The organism is Caulobacter sp. 1776 (genome assembly GCF_040545685.1).
Lineage (GTDB): Bacteria > Pseudomonadota > Alphaproteobacteria > Caulobacterales > Caulobacteraceae > Caulobacter.
On sequence record NZ_JBEPMI010000005.1, the window covers coordinates 447494 to 465269 of the forward strand.

Below are 17776 nucleotides of genomic sequence, written 5' to 3' on the forward strand. Positions count from 1 at the left end.
TTTGATCGCCAGTCTCGACCGGTTCGGCCCCTTGCGTGAGAGCGTTCGCGAGCGGTTGTCCGGGTGCAGCCTAAGCACCGAAACCTTCGAGTCGGGCGCGCTGATCGTCGGACGCGGCGAACGATCGCATCTGCGGCTGCTGGCGCGCGGCTTGGCCGTCAAGCAGACGGTGCTCGGCGATGGCGCTCGCCAGATCTTCGGCCTGGCCACGCCCGGCGACTTGATCGATCTTGGCGGCCTCTTCGCCGGTTTGGATTTCGAGGTGCGCGCGCTGGGCGCTTGCGAGGTGCGCAAGACCACCCCTGGCGAACTGAAAGCGATGGTCCAGGACCACCCCGGTTTTCTGGCGGCGGTCTGCCGCGCGGTGCTTACCGAGGCGCGCGCCCAGCGCAACTGGATGGTCAGCCTTGGCCGGCGCTCGGCGCTGTCGCGGACCGCGAACCTGCTTTGCGAGGTCTACTGGCGGCAAAAGACCCTGGCCTTGGCCGAGGACGGGCATTGCGCCTTGCCAGCCGTGCAGAGCGACCTCGCCGACGCCTTGGGGCTGTCGGTCGTCCACATCCACCGGGTGCTGAGGGTCCTGCGCGACGACGGCCTGGCGCGGTTGCGCAACGGCGTCCTGCAAATCCAAGACTGGGATCGACTGGCCGCGCTCGGCGACTTCGAGCCGGCGGTGTTCGCCCCCCAGAGCGAAATAGCCGATCACGGCCCAAGGACGCCGACGCACGCGCCTGGCGATGAGCGGCGGGGATCAATTGATTGATCGCACCGCCGCGCTGGAACGCTCATCGCCGAGGCGGCTTGGATTTATGCGGGCCGGCCGGGCTGACCACGACCGGCGCTTGCACGGCAGGGCGATCGGCCAGCGATAGGCCGGATGGAATTGGGCCCGCCGCCATCGGCCGCTCGCGATCGAGGATCCGCATCTGATGCCCTTGCCATTTCACTGTCTCGGTTGCGCGCGGGGGCCGTGCGCGGGTGGGGTTGTCCCGCCCGCTAACCGAAAGGCCGGCTCGAAGGGTGAGCTTGATGGCCAAGCCGTCCGCGCCCTCGGCCCCTGTCTCCGATCAGCGTCCGTTCATCTGGCCTGGCCGAGTGTGGGGCCATGAGCCGCTATCGGTTTGACATCGACAACGACGGCGCCGCGACGACCGAAATCGTCGAGGCGGCGGACGACAACGCCGCGACACGGCAAGCATTGCTGTTGGTCTCCGAGATCATTCGCGACCAAGGCCTCTCGCGGGGCGACGCCATAGCCGTGCGGCTGACCGTGCGCGACGAGACTGGCCGGACCGTCTGGAGCGGCTCGGCCGCGGGCGGCTAGGCGACGGAACCGGGTCCTGGCTTTGGCGCTTTCGAAGCCCATGAGAGGGTACCGCCCGTCATGAGCTTCGCCGCGAGCGCCAGACCTTTGACCCGATATTTTCCAGAGATCATCGAGCGCCTGCGATCGCTGCCAGAGCGCCCACCGGAATTCCTCGCCTTGGGGGAGGGAGAGGGATTCACGGGGATTGAGCGCGCTACATCCCCGGCGTTCGCGATATCGAACGTAGAGAAATCAACGACTTCTCACTTTTATGCGCTTCTGAATGATCCGCGTTCAAACCCGCTGCACAATCATAGCTGTCCCCGTCGCAAGGGGAGGGCGCTTGGATCCGGCCCAAAGCGGCGACGGGGATAGGTTGAGCGGGGCCGCTGGCGGTTCCCGGCGAGCTGGCCAGGTCGTGCGGCTTACTCTTTAGGAGCGCGCACGAATGGCAGGACCGTCCGGGGTCAAGCCGACAGCGGAGCGACAGGGCGGTGATCGTACAAGCCGCCTATCGTGGATCGTCGGGGTCGAGACGGAGTAGCCGATCGACTTGGTCCACGCCCGTCCGGGGGTAACGGAGGCCCGAGCAGACAACGCTCACGCCCGCCGTCCTCACGGCAAAGAACAGCCTGGCGGAGCGGTCGTCCGAGCCGAAACACACAAATCCATACGGTCTCCGTGTTCGCCCGGCCGCTCCGTCGCCTCCCCACACACCTTCAGCGGTCAGGCCGCGTGAAGCGGAGACGCCGTGCGCCCCCTCTGTCTCGTCGCGTATTCGCGCCGATCCACCTCCCCCGCTTCGCAGGGGAGGAGGGCGGCTTCTTCCTCACCCGTGAAACGGGGGAGGTGGCGCGCGGCGACGCCGTGCGACGGAGGGGGCGCTCAATCGGTTCGTCGGCGCCCATCAGCCAAGGATCGCGAAAGTCCGCCATCGGTGCTACACGCACGCGCAATGACTGACACCACCTCCCAAAACACTCGCGCGGGTTTCGCCGCCATCATCGGCGCGCCGAACGCCGGCAAGTCCACCCTGGTCAACCGCATGGTCGGGGCCAAGGTCTCGATCGTCACCCAGAAGGTTCAGACCACCCGCTTCCCCGTGCGCGGCGTCGCCATCGAGGGCGACACCCAGATCGTGCTTGTCGACACCCCCGGGATCTTCAGCCCGCGCCGGCGCCTAGATCGCGCGATGGTCCGCTCGGCCTGGGCCGGCTCCGAAGACGCCGAGGCCACCGTCCACCTGGTCGACGTGCAGGCCGAACTGGCCAGCCGCGCCGATAAGGCGACGCCCGGCGAATTCCGCTCGGCCCAGGACGTCCAGACCATCATCGAGGGCCTGAAGGCCGCGGGCCGCAAGGTCATCCTGGCGCTGAACAAGATCGACGGCGTCAAGCGCGACACTCTGCTGGCGGTCGCCCACGACTTCTTCGAGACCGGCGTCTATTCGGACGTCTTCATGATCAGCGCCTCGACCGGCGCGGGGGTCGAGGACCTGACCGCCAAGCTGGTCTCGCTGATGCCGCAGGGCCCGTGGCTCTATCCGGAAGACCAGACCGCCGACCTGCCGGCCCGCCTGCTGGCCGCCGAGATCACCCGCGAGAAGGTCTATCTGCGCGTCCACGAAGAGCTGCCCTATGCCGCCATGGTCGAGACCACGGCCTTCGAGGAGCGCAAGGACGGCTCGGTGCGCATCGAGCAGACCATCCTGGTCGAGCGCGAGGGCCAGCGGGTCATCGTGATCGGCAAGGGCGGCCAGACCTTGAAATGGATCGGCCAAGCCTCACGTGAGGAGCTGTGCGAGATCCTCGATCGCAAGGTCCACCTGTTCCTTCACGTGAAGGTCAAGGAGAACTGGGCCGAGGAGCGGGGTCTCTTCAGCGATATCGGATTGGACTTCGATGTTTGACGCCCACCTAGGCGAAGAGAGCGCGGCCGCCGCGGTCGATCTGGACGCCTATTTCAAGCGCATCGGCTACGACGGTCCTCGGGACCCCACGCTGGCGACGCTGCGCGCCATCGCCCAGAAGCATCCGGACGCCATTCCGTTCGAGAACATGGACGTCCTGCTGGGGCGTGGGATCAGCCTGGTCCCGGCCGACATCGACGCCAAGCTGATCGGCGCCGGACGGGGCGGCTATTGCTACGAGCAGAACGGCCTGCTGAAGCGCGTGCTGGAGACCCTGGGCTTCCAGGTCGAGGGCCTGATGGCCCGCGTGAAGTGGATGCTGCCCGAGGAGGCCGCGCCGCGTCCGCGCTCGCACCAGGTGCTGGGCGTTCAGTTGGAGGGTGAGACCTGGCTGGTCGACGCCGGCTTCGGCGGCTGCGTGCTGACCGCGCCGCTACGCCTGTTCTCGGACGAGATCCAGGACAGCCCGAATGGCAAGTTCCGGATCGTCGATACGCAGACCAACGGCGTCCCTGAACGTCAGGTCCAGGCCGACCTCTCCGGCCGCTGGGCGGCGCTGTATCAGGTGTCGAAGGGCGCGTGGGCCGAGATCGACTACGAACAGGCCAACTATTTCACCTACACCCATCCCAGCTCGCACTTCACCTGGAGCCTGACGGTCGGGCGCACGACGCCGACCGCCCGCTACGCCCTGAAGAACAACCGCTTCACCCATCGCGACGTCACCGGCGCCGTGGTCGAGCAGCGCGACCTTTCGGCCGCCGAGCTGGAGGCGACCCTGCGCGACGTGATCGGCCTGCCGGTCGAGACCGACTGGAAGCCGGTGCTGGAGCAGGTCGTGGCCTGGGGAACGCCCGCTTGAGCCTGGAGTGGGAGGACGAAGCCTACGTCCTCTCGGCCCGCTCGCACGGCGAGACGGGGGCGATCGTCGAATTGCTGACCCAGGATCGCGGCAAGTTCGTCGCCCACGTGGCCGGCGCGGCGTCGCGGCGGATGAAGCCGTTCCTGCAGCCCGGCGCGCGGGTCATCGCCCGCTATCGCGCCCGGATTTCGGAACAGCTGGGCGCGGCCACCCTGGAGCCGATGGGCGAGGGGCCTTCGTCGCTGTTCGACGACCGCCTGGCCCTGGCCGGTCTCTCGGCCGCAGCCTCGGTCGCCGCCGCCGCGCTGCCGGAACGCGAGGCGCATCCCGGGGCCTTCCATGCGCTGGAAGCCCTGATCCGCGTGCTGGAGATTCCCGATATCTGGCCGGCGGTCTATGTCCGCTACGAGGCGGGGCTGCTGCAGGAGCTGGGTTTCGGCCTGGACCTCTCCAAGTGCGCGGCCACCGGCAGCTTCGACGACCTCGTCTATGTCAGCCCGCGCACCGGTCGCGCCGTGAGCCGCGACGCCGGTCGGCCGTATCACGACAAGCTGCTGCCGCTGCCCCCGTTCATGCTGTCCTCCCAGGGCGGCCTGGCCGAGGGCGACGTGAAGGCGGGTCTCGACATCACCGGCCACTTCCTCGAGCAGTTCGTGTTCGGCCCGCTGAACAAGCCGCTGCCGCCGGCCCGGGTCTGGCTGCTGGATCGCCTGACCGAAGGGGGACGGCTTTAAGAACCGTCACAAAGCGGCGCTATCGCCGGACTCTCGTTTCGGAGCCCGCCATGTCCGTCCTCGACCGCTACGCCCTCGGCCGCCGCCGCCTGCTGACCGCCTTCGGCGCCTCGGCCATCACCGCGCTGGCGATCCCGCTGGACAGCGGCAAGGCCCTGGCCCAGGCGGTGTTCGCGACCTACCCGTTCCAGCTGGGCGTGGCCTCGGGCGATCCGGCCCCGGACGGCTTCGTGATCTGGACCCGCCTGGCCCCCGAGCCGTTCGAGATCGGCTACGGCATGCCGATGGCCCCGGTGGCGGTCGACTGGGAGGTCTCCGACACGGCGAGCATGCGCAACATCGTCGCCAAGGGCACGACGATCGCCCCGCCGGAACTGGGCCACGCCGTGCACGTCGAGGTCTCCGGCCTGCAGCCGAACCGCGACTACTGGTATCGCTTCACCGCCGGCAAGGAGCGCAGCCTGACCGGCCGGGCGCGCACCACCCCCGCGCTGGGCGTGGCGCTGGATCGCGTCCGCTTCGCCGTCGCCGGCTGCCAGAGCTACGAGGCGGGCTACTACACGGCCTATCGCCGCCTCGCCGAGGACAATCCCGACTTCGTGTTCTGCTATGGCGACTACATCTACGAGGGCCGGGGCAATCGGACTTCCAACGGCGCCAACGGCCCGGTCGAGAACGTCCGCCAGCACTTCGGGTCCGAGATCTACGCGCTGGACGACTACCGCCGCCGCTACGCCCAGTACAAGATGGACACCGACCTGCAGGCCGCCCACGCCGCCGCGCCGTGGTTCGTGGTCTGGGACGACCACGAGACCGACAACAACTGGGTCGGCGACATCGACCAGGACGGCACCGATCCGAAGCTGTTCAACCTGCGCCGGCAGGCCGCCGTCCAGGCCTATTACGAGAACATGCCGCTGCGCGCCTCGAGCTTCCCGGTCGGGACCAGCTTGCAGATCTATCGCCGCGCCGCCTACGGCCAGCTCCTGAACCTCAACCTGCTGGACACCCGCCAGTTCCGCACCGACCAGCCCTGCAACGACAAGCAGACCTGGTGCGACGCCATTGTCTCTCCCAAGGCCGAGGTCGTCGGCCAGGTGCAGGAGAAGTGGCTGATGGACGGCCTGACCGGCTCGAAGGCGACCTGGAACGTCCTGGCCCAGCAGGTCATGATGATGGATCTGGACCGCGATCCGGGTCCCGGCGTGGTGGTCAATCCCGACAGCTGGGCCGGCTACCGCATCCCGCGCGGTCGGCTGCTGCAGAAGATCAAGGACGCCAAGGTCGGTAACGTCGTGGTCCTGACCGGCGACGAGCACCAGAACTTCGCCGGCGAACTCTATGTCGACGGCGCCAAGCACGAGGGCGCGCCGATCGCCTCGGAGTTCGTGATCACCTCGATCACCTCGGGCGGCGACGGCGTCGACCAGCGCGACGACTTCGCCAAGATCCAGGCGGCCAATCCGATCCTGAAATTCAACAACGACCAGCGCGGCTACGCCATCTGCGACGTGACGCCCAAGGCCTTCGTCACCGAGTTCAAGGTGCTGGACGCGGTCACCCGCAAGGACGGCAAGCTGTCGACCCGCGCGAAATGGGCGCTGGAGGCTGGAAAACCGGGGATCGTTCAGGCTTAAACCGTCGAATCGGACGGGGGAGTTCTGCTAGGGTCGGTACCCGGAGTAACGAATCCCCTCGATGAACAAGCCTGTCCTTCCTCCCGGCGGTCCCGACGACGGCGATCGCATCCTCGACGAGCCGCTGACGGAAGCCCTGTCGCGGCGCTATCTGGCCTATGCGCTCTCGACCATCGGCTCGCGGGCCCTGCCCGACGTGCGCGATGGCCTGAAGCCGGTGCACCGTCGCGTGCTGTACGCGATGAGCAACATGCGCCTGAACCCCGACGCCGCGGCGCGCAAGTGCGCCAAGGTGGTCGGCGAGGTCATGGGTAACTTCCACCCGCACGGCGACCAGTCGATCTACGACGCCCTGGTCCGCCTGGCCCAGGACTTCGCCCAGCGCATCCCGCTGGTCGAGGGGCAGGGGAACTTCGGCAATATCGACGGCGATAACGCCGCGGCCATGCGCTACACCGAGTGCAAGATGACGGAGGCGGCGACGCTTCTGCTGGACGGTATCGACGAGGACGCGGTCGACTTCCGGCCGACCTATGACGGCCAGGACGAGGAGCCGGTGGTCCTGCCGTCGGGCTTCCCGAACCTGCTGGCCAACGGCTCGTCGGGCATCGCGGTCGGCATGGCCACCTCGATCCCGCCGCACAACGCCGCCGAGCTGATCGACGCCTGCCAGCTGCTGCTGAGCAATCCGGACGCGACGACCGAAGACCTGCTGGAGAAGGTGCCGGGTCCAGACTTTCCGACCGGCGGCGTCATCGTCGAGGGGCGCGCTTCGCTGCTGGAGACCTACGAGACCGGTCGCGGCGGCGTGCGCATCCGCGCCAAGTGGGAGAAGGAAGACACCGGTCGCGGCACGTACCAGATCGTCGTCACCGAGATCCCGTACCAGGTGAAGAAGTCCGACCTGGTCGAGCAGCTGGCCGACCTGATCGATAGCAAGAAGGCCGCCCTGCTGGGCGACGTCCGTGACGAGAGCGCCGAGGACATCCGCCTGGTCCTCGAGCCGAAGTCCAAGAACGTCGAACCCGAAGTGCTGATGGAGAGCCTGTTCAAGCTCTCGGCGCTGGAGAGCCGCTTCCCGGTCAACATCAACGTGCTGGACGCGCGGGGCACGCCGGGCGTCATGGGCATCAAGCAGGCCCTGCTGGCCTTCCTCGCCCATCGCCGCGAGGTGCTGACCCGCCGGGCCCGCCACCGCCTGGCCAAGATCGAAGCCCGTCTGCACATCCTGGACGGCCTGTTGATCGCCTATCTGAACCTCGACGAGGTCATTCGGATCGTCCGCTACGAGGACAAGCCGAAGGAAAAGCTGATCGAGGCCTTCGCCCTTTCGGACATCCAGGCCGACGCGATCCTCAACACCCGCCTGCGCCAACTGGCCAAGTTGGAGGAGATGGAGATCCGTCGCGAGCACGCCGAGCTGGTCGAAGAGCGCGACGGCATCCTGGCCATGCTGGCCAGCGACGCCAAGCAGTGGAAGCTGGTCGGGGCGGGCCTGGCGGCGGTCCGCGCGACGCTCTTGAAGATTAAGCATCCGCTGGACAAGGCGGGTCGCGAGACGGGCGTCATCGGCCGTTCGATCTTCGCCGACGCCCCGGTCGTCGACGCCGACGCCGCGATCGAGGCGATGATCGTCCGCGAGCCGATCACGATCATCCTGTCCGAGCGGGGCTGGATCCGCGCCGCCAAGGGCAAGGTCGATGATCCCTCCGAGCTGAAGTTCAAGGAAGGCGACAAGCTGGGCTTCCTGGTCCCGGCCGAGACCACCGACAAGCTGCTGATCTTCTCCAGCGACGGTCGCTTCTTCACTTTGGGCTGCGACAAGCTTCCGAGCGCGCGGGGCCACGGCGAGCCGGTGCGCATGATGATCGAGCTGGACGACAAGGTGAAGATTATCGACGTCTTCCCGTTCAAGGCCGGCCGCAAACGCATTCTTGCCTCGAAACTGGGCTACGGCTTCCTGATGCCTGAGGAAGAAGCGCTCGCGAACCGCAAGGCCGGCAAGCAGGTCCTGAACGTCGACGCCGCCGGCGCGGCCTTCTGCCTGGAAGCCGTCGGCGACCAGATGGCCGTGATCGGCGACAACGGCAAGATCTTGATCTTCCCGCTGGAGGAGCTGCCGGAAATGCCGCGCGGCAAGGGCGTCAAGCTGCAGGCCTATCGCGAGGGCGGCCTGCGTGACGGCCTGTCGTTCAACGCCGAGAGCGGAGCCTACTGGATCGACACCGCCGGGCGTCGCCGCGACTGGGCGGAGTGGCGCGAGTGGGTCGGCCGCCGCGCCGGCGCGGGCAAGCTGGCGCCGAAGGGCTTCGCCACCAACAAGCGGTTCCGGCCCAAATGACGGGGGCCAAATGACTGGGGGACGGCTGCGTCGCCGCGCGCTGAGCCTGCTGGCCGGCGTCTTCGGCTTCGCGGCCATCGCCGCGACCCCGGCCCTGGCCTTGCCGAGGGCCAAGCCCGAGGACGCCGGCTTCAGCGCCGAGCGCCTCAAGAAGCTCGACGAGCACATGCAGGCGATGGTCGACCACGGCCAGGTCGCCGGCGGCGTCACCCTGCTGGCCCGGCATGGCCGCGTCGTCCACGCCAAAGCCTTTGGCCGAAGGGCCCTGGGCGCCGATCCAATGCCGATCGACGCTATCTTCCGCATCCGGTCCGAGACCAAGCCGGTCACCGGCGTGGCCATGATGATCCTGTACGAGCAGGGCCTCTGGAAGCTGGACGATCCGATCAGCCAGTATGTGCCGGAATTCGCCAACCTGCGCATCGCCACCGGCGTCGACGCGGCCGGCCAGCCGATCTTGGCGCCGGTCTCGCGTCCGCCGACCATGCGCGAGCTGATGACCCACACCGCCGGCTTCGCCTATGGCCTGGCCGATGATCCCAACAGCCCGGCCGACCAGGCCTATTATCGCGCCGGCGTGCTGCAGTCGGCCTCGCTGAACGACCTGGTCCAGAAGGTCTCGGGCCTGCCGCTGTTCGCCGAACCTGGCCAGCTGTGGCGCTACAGCGTGGCGGCCGACATCCAGGGCTACATCGTCGAGAAGCTGTCGGGCGAGAGCCTGCCAGTGTTCATGGAAGAGCACATCTTCGCGCCGCTCGGGATGAAGGACACGGCCTTCTACGTGCCCGAGCAGAAGCAGCCCAGGCTGGCGGCGCTCTATGACGCCGATCCCGCGACCGGCCAGCTGGTTCCGGCCGTGGAGGGCGCCTGGCGCGATGTCGGCAAACCGCCCGCCGCGCCGCTGGGCGGCGGCGGGCTGGTCTCCACCGCCGGCGATTTCGCCCGCTTCGCCCAAATGATCCTCAACAAGGGCGAGCTGAACCACATCCGGATCCTCAAGCCCGAGTCCGTGGCCCTAATGACCCAGAACCACCTGCCGCCGGGCTTCGTGGTCACGACTAATGGCACGGCCGGCGTCCTGAAGCCGGGACCCAAGCCGTTCCCGTTCGCCGCCGGCATGGGCTACGGCCTCGACATGGCCGTGGCCGTCGATCCCGCCGCCTCGGGCGCGCCGGTGGGGGCGGGGACCGTCAGCTGGGGCGGCAGCGCCGGCACCTGGTTCTGGATCGATCCGGTCAACGACCTGTTCTTCGTCGGCATGATCCAGCGTTTGGGCGGCGTTGGGCCTGGCCTCGACGCCCAGTCGCGAACCTTGGTCTACCAGGCCCTTGAGCGGCCACCGCTGACGGCGCCGGGACAGCAGCTGGCCAAGCCACCGACGGTGAAGGTGGCGGCGCGCTAAAAAGGGAAAGCTCCCCCCGCTTGGCGAGGGGAGCTCCGTCACGATCCTAGAAGGGCTGAAGTTCTAGGCCGCGAACAGGATGTCGGCGACCTCGGTGGCCTTGCCGACGGTGAGGCCGGTGACGCCGGCCAGCTTGATCAGGCCATCGCCCGCGTCGAGCCCGGCCGTTGCGTTGTTGTGGAAGATGTAGGTGTCGTTCCCCCACTCGAAGACCGTGTTGCTGTTGGCGGCGGTCAGGCCGGCATAGGCCGTCAGGGCGTCGTCGAAGGTGGCGGTGGCGATGAAGAAGATCTGCTTCTTCTCGCCGGGACCAGCCACGCCCGCGAAGCTCAGCAGGTCGAAGCCTTTCTGGAAGTCCTCGATCACCGCGATGTCGGTGGCCTTGCCGTTCGTCAGGTGCAGGCCCGCGAACGAACCGATGTCGACATCGTCGTGGCCGGCGCCGGTGATGACGCGGCCGTCCAGCTTCTCGAGGAAGATCGTGTCGTTGCCGGTCCCGGTGTCGATCAGGCCGCGCATGACGCCGTTGTCGACGACGACGATGTCGTTGCCGGCGGCGGTGCGGATATGGCGATTGGCGTCGAGACCGCCCTGATCGCCGACCACCGGCTTGATCACGTCGTTGCCGTCGCTCGCCAGGACGTGGGTGTTGTCGTCGGGCTCCTGGTTGAACGCGTCGACGTTCCAGTCATGGGAAAAGCGCGCCGTCTCGCCCGGCAGGCCCGGATCGGCGCCGCCGCCCGGCGCGTGGTCGCCGCCCTTGCCATAGACCGAAAGGAACGTGGACAGCGGCGAGACCTGGCCGTCCACGCCGACATCGGCGAGGTAGGCGCGCATGGCCTCGACATAGGGGCCCTGGCCGCTCTTGACCGCCTCGGCCATCAGCCAGCCGACCATGGCCGCCCGGGTGCCGATGCCGAAGGAGCCGTCGCCACCGATTTCCTCGAAATAGGCCAGGCGAGCGTAGGTCCCGCCGTGGCCGTCCGGCACCGGGGCGCTGAAGAAGGCGAGGGTTTCGTCCAAGGACTTCTCGACGCCGAATAGCTTCTGATAGGTCTTCTGGAAGGTATTGATCGGCGAACCGTTCTCGCCATACGCGGCGACGAAAGCGTCGTGGCCTTCACCATACTTGATCAGGTTCGTCGCGAAATTGATGTAGCGATTTTCGAGGTTGAAGCCGGCGTAGTAGGCGCTGTTCAGGTTGTTCGGATTACTGCCGGTCGCCGAGACCAGATAGTCGAGGCCGGCGGTCCCGAGCGTGATGTCGGCCAGGAACCCATAAGACATCACCGCCACCTCGGTGGTCGCCTTGGCGCTGTCCTGGATCCAGCTCACGGCGCTGGCATAGGTCCAGACGTCTCCGGCTATCTGCCCGCCGCGCGCGATGTCGATGCCTTGCGCCATCAGGGTCAGCTGCGACCAGGCGTTGGCGGGGAGGTCCGAATTGGCCGGCAGCCGATGAACGTTGCGGTAGATCGAAACTAGATTGTCGATCGTGGCCATGGCGCTGTCACCCTGTATTTCGTAATCGCTCGTGCAGTAAAAAATATACATGAACGCCGTTCGATCAACCCTCTCTTTCATGAAAAAAACGTCACGGTGGAGGATGCGTGGAGACACGCGCGCCGGTCGTTCGAAAAAGCGGGTTTCAACGTACGGAGCCCCGCTCTAAGGTCGCCTCAAACATCTGTTCGGGAGGGCGTCTTGGCGTTTCGCAAACTGGTCGCGGCGGCGTTGGCCGCGACGCTGTTCGGCAGCGGTTCTTCCGCGGTCCTGGCCGCGCCCAAGCCGGCCATTGTCGCGGCGCCCGAAAGCGTCGGCTTTTCCGCCGAAGGCCTAAAGAAGCTCGACGCCCACATGCAGGGCTTGGTCGACACTGGTCATCTACCGGGCGTCACCACCATGCTGGTCCGCCACGGCAAGGTCGTGAACTTCGAGGCCCACGGCAAGAAGGGCTTCGATGGCCCGCCGATGACCATGGACACGATCTTCCGCGTCTATTCCCAGACCAAGCCCGTGACCGGCGTGGCCATGATGATCCTCTTCGAGGAGGGCAGGTGGAAGCTGGACGATCCGGTCAGCAAGTACGTGCCGGAGTTCGCGTCCCTGCGCGTCTTCAAGGGCGTCAACGCCGACGGCTCGTTTGACACGGTCCCGGCCGATCGCCCACCGACCATGCGCGAGCTGATGAGCCATTCGGGCGGCTTCGCCTATGGCCTGGTTCCCGACAATCCTGTCGACAAGGCCTATGTCGACACCGGCGTGCTGGCGGCCAAGTCGAGCCAGGATTTCGTTCAAAAGGTCGCCGCCCTGCCGCTGGTGGCCCAGCCGGGGACACGCTGGAAGTACAGCGTCTCGGTCGATATCCAGGGGCTGATTATCGAGAAGCTGACCGGCATGTCGCTGGGCGACTTCATGCAGAAGCGCATCTTCGCGCCGCTGAAGATGACCGACACCGGCTTCTGGCTACCGGCCGAGAAGGCTGATCGGCTGGCCTCGCTCTACGTCTGGAGCCCGCGCGTCAAGAAACTGGTCCCGGCCGAGGGCTTCATGGTGCTGGATATCACCAAGCCGCCGGCGGTGCCCTCGGGCGGCGGCGGGCTGGTCTCGACCAACGCCGACTACGCCCGCTTCGCCCAGATGCTGCTGAACGGCGGCGAGCTGGAGGGCAAACGGATCCTGAAGCCCGAGACGATCAAGCTGATGCGCACCAACATGCTCAGCGACGCGATCATGAATTCCGACGTTCCGCCGTTCAACGCGGCGCGGGGGCGGGGCTTCGGCCTGGACTTCGCGGTGGTGCTGGACAGCACCAAGGCTGGTCCGCAGGGCGAGGGGACCTATAGCTGGGGCGGCGCGGCCGGCACCTGGTTCTGGATCGACCCCAAGAACGATCTCTTCTTCCTGGGCATGATCCACATCCTCAATAAAGACGGCGATCCGGCGATCGCGCATATCGATCAGGACAGCGCCAAGCTCGTCTACGACGCGCTGATCGATCCAAAGAAATAGCTTTCCCAACCAAGACAAGAACTTCAGGGAGAAACACGATGAAGGCCGCCGTCTATTACGAGACCGGGGCGCCGGACGTCCTCCGCTATGAGGACGTCGCCGATCCTGCCGCGCATCCGCAGGGCGTGGTGATCCGGGTCGAGGCGGTCAGCATCGAGGGCGGCGACACCCTCAATCGCGGCGGCGGCCAGATGGCGGGCTGTCCGCACATCGTCGGCTACCAGGCCGCCGGCGAGATTGTCGAAGTCGGCGCCGAGGTCACGCACCTGAAGGTCGGCCAGAAGGTCGTCACCGTGAACGCCTTCGGCTCGCACGCCGAACTGCGCGCCGTGCCGGCCCGCAACGCCTGGCCGATCCCGGATGGCTTCGACATCCTCAAAGCCTCGGCCATACCGGTGCCGTTCGGCACGGCCCACGAGTGCCTGTTCGGCGCGGGGCGCCTGAAGGCCGGCGAGACTGTCCTGGTCCAGGCCGGGGCAGGGGCCGTCGGCATCGCCGCCATCCAGCTGGCCAAGCAGGCCGGCGCCACGGTGCTGGCCTCGGCCTCCAGCGACGAACGGCTAGAGCGCCTAAAGGCGTTCGGCATGGATCACGGGATCAATTACAGCCGCGACGACCTCGTCGAGCAGGTGATGAAGCTGACCGGCGGCAAGGGCGTGGATCTGGTGGTCGACCCGGTCGGCGGCGCGACCCTGGCCGGCAGCCTCGGCGCGCTGGGCTATCGCGGCCGCGTTTCGTTGGTCGGCAATGCCGGGCGCGAGCCAATGAAGGTCGACGTCAGCTCGCTGATGGGCGGCAATCGCTCGCTGACCGGCGTATTTCTCGGTGCGGAGATCATGACCGATCGGGTCCACGACCTGATCCAGGAGATGATCGATCGCGCCGCCAGAGGCGAGTTAGAAGTCGTGATCGACAAGACCTTCCCACTGTCCGAGGCCGCGGCCGCCCACGCCTATATCGAGAGCCGCCAGGCCGTCGGCCGGGTGCTGCTGATCCCATGAACCGCGTCCTGGCCCATACGGGCGCCAAGTATCCGATCATCCAGGCTCCGATGGGCTGGATCGCCCGCTATCCGCTGGCCAGCGCCGTCTCGCGAGCCGGCGGCTTGGGGATCATCGAGACGTCCTCGGGCGAGACCGAAAATTGCAAGGCCGAGATCACCAAGATGGCGGCCAGCGGCCTGCCATTCGGCGTGAACCTGCCGATCCTGTTCCTGCGCGACGACGCCATGCTGCGGTTCGTCTGCGAGAGCGGGGTGAAGTTCGTCACCACCTCGGCCGGCAGCCCTGCCAAGTTCGTCGGGCCGTTGAAGGACGCCGGCATTGTCGTCTACCACGCCGTGCCGACGGTCGATGCGGCTGTAAAGTGCGTTGAGGCGGGCGTCGACGGCCTGGTGGTCGAGGGCGCGGAAGGCGGCGGCTTCAAGAACCCCGAAGAGGTCTCGACGCTCGTCCTGCTGCAGGCGATCCGGGCTCGCGTCGATGTGCCATTGGTCGCCGCAGGCGGTATCTGCGATGGGCGCGGCATGGCCGCCGCATTCGCGCTGGGCGCCGAGGCGATCCAGATGGGCACCCGCTTCGTCAGCTCGGCCGAGAGCCCGGTGCACGAGAACTACAAGGCCGCGATCACCGGTTCGAAGGAGACCGGCACCTGGGTGCTGAACAAGAAGGCCAGCCCCTGCATCCGCGCCCTGAAGTCCGAACGCACCAAGGAAATTCATGATGCCGGCGTCATGCCGTTCGACGTTCTGAAGAACATCCTCGACGTCTATTTCGGCGGCGATATGGAAGCCGCGCCCGCGCTGGCGGGCCAGACCGCCGGCCTGATCGACGAGGTCAAGTCCGCCCAGCGGATCATCGACGAGACCATCGCCCAGTTCCACGACATCACCGGACGCCTCGGCGCCCTGGCCGCCGCGCGCGGCTTTTAGGAGACTTCCATGCAAAACCTGTTCTCGCTCGAAGGGCGCGTGGCCCTGGTCACCGGCGGCTCGCGCGGTATCGGCGCGATGATCGCCAAGGGCTTCCTCGTCTATGGCGCCAAGCGCGTCTACATCACCGCGCGCAAGTCCGCGGCCTGTGACGCGGCCGCGGAGGCGCTGTCCGAGTACGGCGAGTGCGTCTCCCTGCCGGGCGACATCTCGACCATGGACGGCATCCAGGGCCTGGCCGATCGGATCAAGGCGCGGGAGGAAAAGCTCGACATCCTGGTCAACAACGCCGGCGCGGCCTGGGGCGCGACCTTCGACGAGTTCCCGGAGGCCGGCTGGGACAAGACGGTCGACCTCAACATGAAGACGCCGTTCTTCCTGACCCAGGCCCTGATCGGTCAGCTGCGCGCGGCGGCCAAGGATCGGGTAGCCAAGGTGATCAACATCGCCTCGATCGACGGCCAGTCGGTGACCAAGGACGAAACCTATCCCTACGGCGCGTCCAAGGCGGGCCTGTTGCACATGACCAAGCGCATGGCCCTACGCCTGGCGGCCGACAACATCGCCGTCAGCTGCATCGCCCCCGGCGCCTTCGCCTCGGACATGAACAAGGTCGCCCGCGATCATGCCGATGCGGTCGCCAAGGCGATCCCGGCCGGTCGTATCGGCGAGGACGAGGACATGGCCGGCGCGGCCATCTATCTGGCTTCGCGGGCGGGGGACTATGTGATGGGCTCGGCCGTCACGGTGGATGGCGGGGTCAGCTTCGCGCGCTGAGGTGAGGCTAGCCCAGATCCTCGATCTCGGCCGGCTCGGCGTCGCTCATCGGCAGGTCGCAGCCGTCCTTGGCGCCGCCGCGCATGCTGGGGGGGCGGGCGCCGCGCTCGCGGGCCGACATCAGCGACCAGCCGCCGGGCTTGAGGATCTCCAGCGGCGAGAAGCGCGCCTTGTACGCCATCTTCTCGCTGCCCGGCACCCAGTAGCCGAGATAGACATAGGGCTGGTTGCTCTGCTGGGCCTGGACGATGTGGTCCAGAATGATGAAAGAACCGAGGCTGCGCTTGATCAGGTCGGGGTTGTAGAAGCTGTAGACGAGCGATAGCCCGTCAGCGAGGACGTCGACCAGAACGCAAGCGATCAGGTCGCCCGGGCCGCGATCCTGCGATTTCGTGCGGTATTCGATCAGGTGCGTGCGGACCGCCGTGTCCTCGACCATGGCCACATAGTCGGGCCAGGTCATCTCGGCCATGCCGCCGTCGGCGTGGCGGGCCAGCAGATAGCGGCGCAGCAGCTCGAACTGCTCCAGCGTGGCCTCGGCCTCGACCAGATGGCGTTTGAGATCGTCGTTGCGGTTCAGGACCTTCCGCTCTGAACGCGACAGAACATAGTCGGCGGCCGGCGCGCGGGCCGACTGGCAGGCGCGGCAAGTTTCGCAAGCCGGACGGTAGGCGATGTTCTGCGAGCGGCGGAAGCCGACCTGAGTCAGGCTATCATTGACGGTGGGCCCATCGGACAGGGGGAGGTGAGCGAACACCTTCCGTTCCTCGCGTCCGGGCAAGTACGGGCATGGCGTGGGCGCCGTCAGAAAGAACCGAAGCTGTCGCGTCGGAAAATGCTGCGTCACGTTAGCCCTCGCCCCTTTCAGCTCATTGTCTGCCCTGAACGGGATTAGGGGCCATAGCGTTCAGTTGCGCAAGCTTAACGGAGCGCTCTCGCGGCTAACGGTCACAGGCCGCCCTACAAGCCGTCAGGTAGAACAGGCTTTTCACGCAACAGGATAATCGAAATCCGGCGATTGCCCGCCAGCGTCGGGTCGTCCGCGTACAGGGGCTCGGAATTGGCCTTGCCTGACACCTGATAAATCCGGTCGTCGTCGACGCCGGCGGCGCGCAGGATCTGGCGAGAGGCGTCGGCGCGCTCGGCCGAGAGGGCCCAGTCGCCGTCCTGCTTCTTGCCGTAGGCGTTGGCGCTGGTGTGACCCGAGATGGTCACGCGGTTGGGCAGCTGAGTGATCACCTTGGCCACGGCGCGCAGCAGGATTCTGGCGCGATCGTTCGGGGCCTTGGAATTCTCCTGGAACATCGCTCGGCCTTCCTGGTCGACCAGCTGGATCCGCAGGCCCTCCGGGGTCTGGTCGATCAGGATCTGCTTCGACAGCTCGGCCAGTTCAGGCATCTCTTGCAGCGATTGGCGCAGCGACTGGGCGGCCGAGGCGAAGCTGTCCTGCTCCTTCTTGGCTAGGGCGTCGCGCAAGGCTTGCTCGCTGGCCGAGTCGAGGCTGGCGGTATTGGTGCTCTGGCCGTCCTTGTTGACGCTGTCAGGCGCTTCGGGGGCCATCTGCTGGATCACCGACATCTTGCCGTCGGCCTTGGCGCCGTCGTCGCCCAGCGAGGTGCCGCCCAGGATGCCGCCCGAGCCACTGGTGGTCGATGAGATCGAGGCCGGCGCGAAATAGTCGGCGATGCCTTGCTTCTGCTCGGGGCTGGTCGTGTTCAGCAGCCACATCAGCAGGAAGAAGGCCATCATCGCGGTCACGAAGTCGGCATAGGCGACCTTCCAGGCGCCGCCGTGGTGACCATGGCCGCCGCCCTTCTTGACCTTCTTGATGATGATCGGCTGTTCGCCGCTGACGGCCATCGCGCT

The 17776-nt window shown here is 67.0% G+C and carries 15 protein-coding genes; 12 read left to right on the plus strand and 3 right to left on the minus strand.

Annotated elements, in window-relative coordinates:
* Position 1 precedes the first annotated feature (1 nt).
* From ABIC66_RS15955 to ABIC66_RS15990, 8 genes are all read left to right on the plus strand, one after another.
* Positions 2 to 763 (plus strand): Crp/Fnr family transcriptional regulator, encoded by a 762-nt coding sequence (locus ABIC66_RS15955; RefSeq protein WP_354071243.1) that lies wholly within the window; start codon positions 2 to 4, stop codon positions 761 to 763.
* A 342-nt stretch (positions 764 to 1105) separates the two neighbouring features.
* On the plus strand, positions 1106 to 1324 hold the full coding sequence (locus tag ABIC66_RS15960; protein ID WP_354071244.1) for a DUF6894 family protein: 219 nt from the start codon (positions 1106 to 1108) through the stop codon (positions 1322 to 1324).
* Between the two features lie 937 nt (positions 1325 to 2261).
* Positions 2262 to 3215, plus strand: coding sequence for a GTPase Era (gene era / locus ABIC66_RS15965; RefSeq protein WP_354071245.1), 954 nt, complete (start codon positions 2262 to 2264; stop codon positions 3213 to 3215).
* Positions 3208 to 4077 (plus strand): arylamine N-acetyltransferase family protein, encoded by an 870-nt coding sequence (locus ABIC66_RS15970; protein ID WP_354071246.1) that lies wholly within the window; start codon positions 3208 to 3210, stop codon positions 4075 to 4077. Before era ends, ABIC66_RS15970 begins: the two co-directional genes overlap by 8 nt.
* Positions 4078 to 4079: 2 nt before the next feature.
* A complete protein-coding gene (recO, locus tag ABIC66_RS15975; RefSeq protein WP_354071299.1) occupies positions 4080 to 4811 on the plus strand; it encodes a DNA repair protein RecO in 732 nt (243 codons plus the stop codon).
* Positions 4812 to 4861: 50 nt separating this feature from the next.
* Entirely contained in the window at positions 4862 to 6448 is a 1587-nt protein-coding gene (locus tag ABIC66_RS15980; RefSeq protein ID WP_354071247.1) for an alkaline phosphatase D family protein, read from the plus strand.
* 61 nt (positions 6449 to 6509) lie between these two features.
* The gene (gene parC, locus ABIC66_RS15985; RefSeq protein WP_354071248.1) at positions 6510 to 8789 is read left to right on the plus strand and encodes a DNA topoisomerase IV subunit A; all 2280 of its coding nucleotides are present in this window, start codon (positions 6510 to 6512) and stop codon (positions 8787 to 8789) included.
* A 10-nt stretch (positions 8790 to 8799) separates the two neighbouring features.
* The gene (locus ABIC66_RS15990) at positions 8800 to 10191 is read left to right on the plus strand and encodes a serine hydrolase domain-containing protein (RefSeq protein WP_354071249.1); all 1392 of its coding nucleotides are present in this window, start codon (positions 8800 to 8802) and stop codon (positions 10189 to 10191) included.
* Between the two features lie 63 nt (positions 10192 to 10254).
* Here the strand turns inward: ABIC66_RS15990 and ABIC66_RS15995 are convergent, their stop codons facing one another.
* Entirely contained in the window at positions 10255 to 11694 is a 1440-nt protein-coding gene (locus ABIC66_RS15995; protein ID WP_354071250.1) for a bluetail domain-containing putative surface protein, read from the minus strand.
* Between the two features lie 201 nt (positions 11695 to 11895).
* Here ABIC66_RS15995 and ABIC66_RS16000 point away from each other — a divergent pair, with 201 nt between their 5' ends.
* Genes ABIC66_RS16000 through ABIC66_RS16015 form a run of 4 tightly spaced genes read left to right on the plus strand, consistent with a single transcriptional unit; the run spans position 11896 to position 15910 of the window.
* Positions 11896 to 13203, plus strand: a complete 1308-nt coding sequence (locus tag ABIC66_RS16000; RefSeq protein ID WP_354071251.1) for a serine hydrolase domain-containing protein — start codon at positions 11896 to 11898, stop codon at positions 13201 to 13203.
* A 38-nt stretch (positions 13204 to 13241) separates the two neighbouring features.
* On the plus strand, positions 13242 to 14204 hold the full coding sequence (locus ABIC66_RS16005; RefSeq protein ID WP_354071252.1) for a quinone oxidoreductase family protein: 963 nt from the start codon (positions 13242 to 13244) through the stop codon (positions 14202 to 14204).
* Entirely contained in the window at positions 14201 to 15133 is a 933-nt protein-coding gene (locus ABIC66_RS16010; protein WP_354071253.1) for an NAD(P)H-dependent flavin oxidoreductase, read from the plus strand. The genes ABIC66_RS16005 and ABIC66_RS16010 overlap by 4 nt, the downstream gene beginning before the upstream one ends.
* Positions 15134 to 15142: 9 nt before the next feature.
* Positions 15143 to 15910: an SDR family NAD(P)-dependent oxidoreductase gene (locus tag ABIC66_RS16015; RefSeq protein WP_354071254.1), complete on the plus strand. Its 768-nt coding sequence runs from the start codon at positions 15143 to 15145 to the stop codon at positions 15908 to 15910.
* A 7-nt stretch (positions 15911 to 15917) separates the two neighbouring features.
* On the opposite strand, the gene ABIC66_RS16020 is transcribed toward ABIC66_RS16015, so the two are convergent.
* Both ABIC66_RS16020 and ABIC66_RS16025 read right to left on the minus strand, forming a co-directional pair.
* Positions 15918 to 16757, minus strand: a complete 840-nt coding sequence (locus ABIC66_RS16020; RefSeq protein ID WP_354071255.1) for an arginyltransferase — start codon at positions 16755 to 16757, stop codon at positions 15918 to 15920.
* 113 nt (positions 16758 to 16870) lie between these two features.
* Complete coding sequence (locus tag ABIC66_RS16025) at positions 16871 to 17770, minus strand: flagellar motor protein MotB (RefSeq protein WP_354071256.1); 900 nt, start codon at positions 17768 to 17770, stop codon at positions 16871 to 16873.
* Between the last annotated feature and the right edge of the window lie 6 nt (positions 17771 to 17776).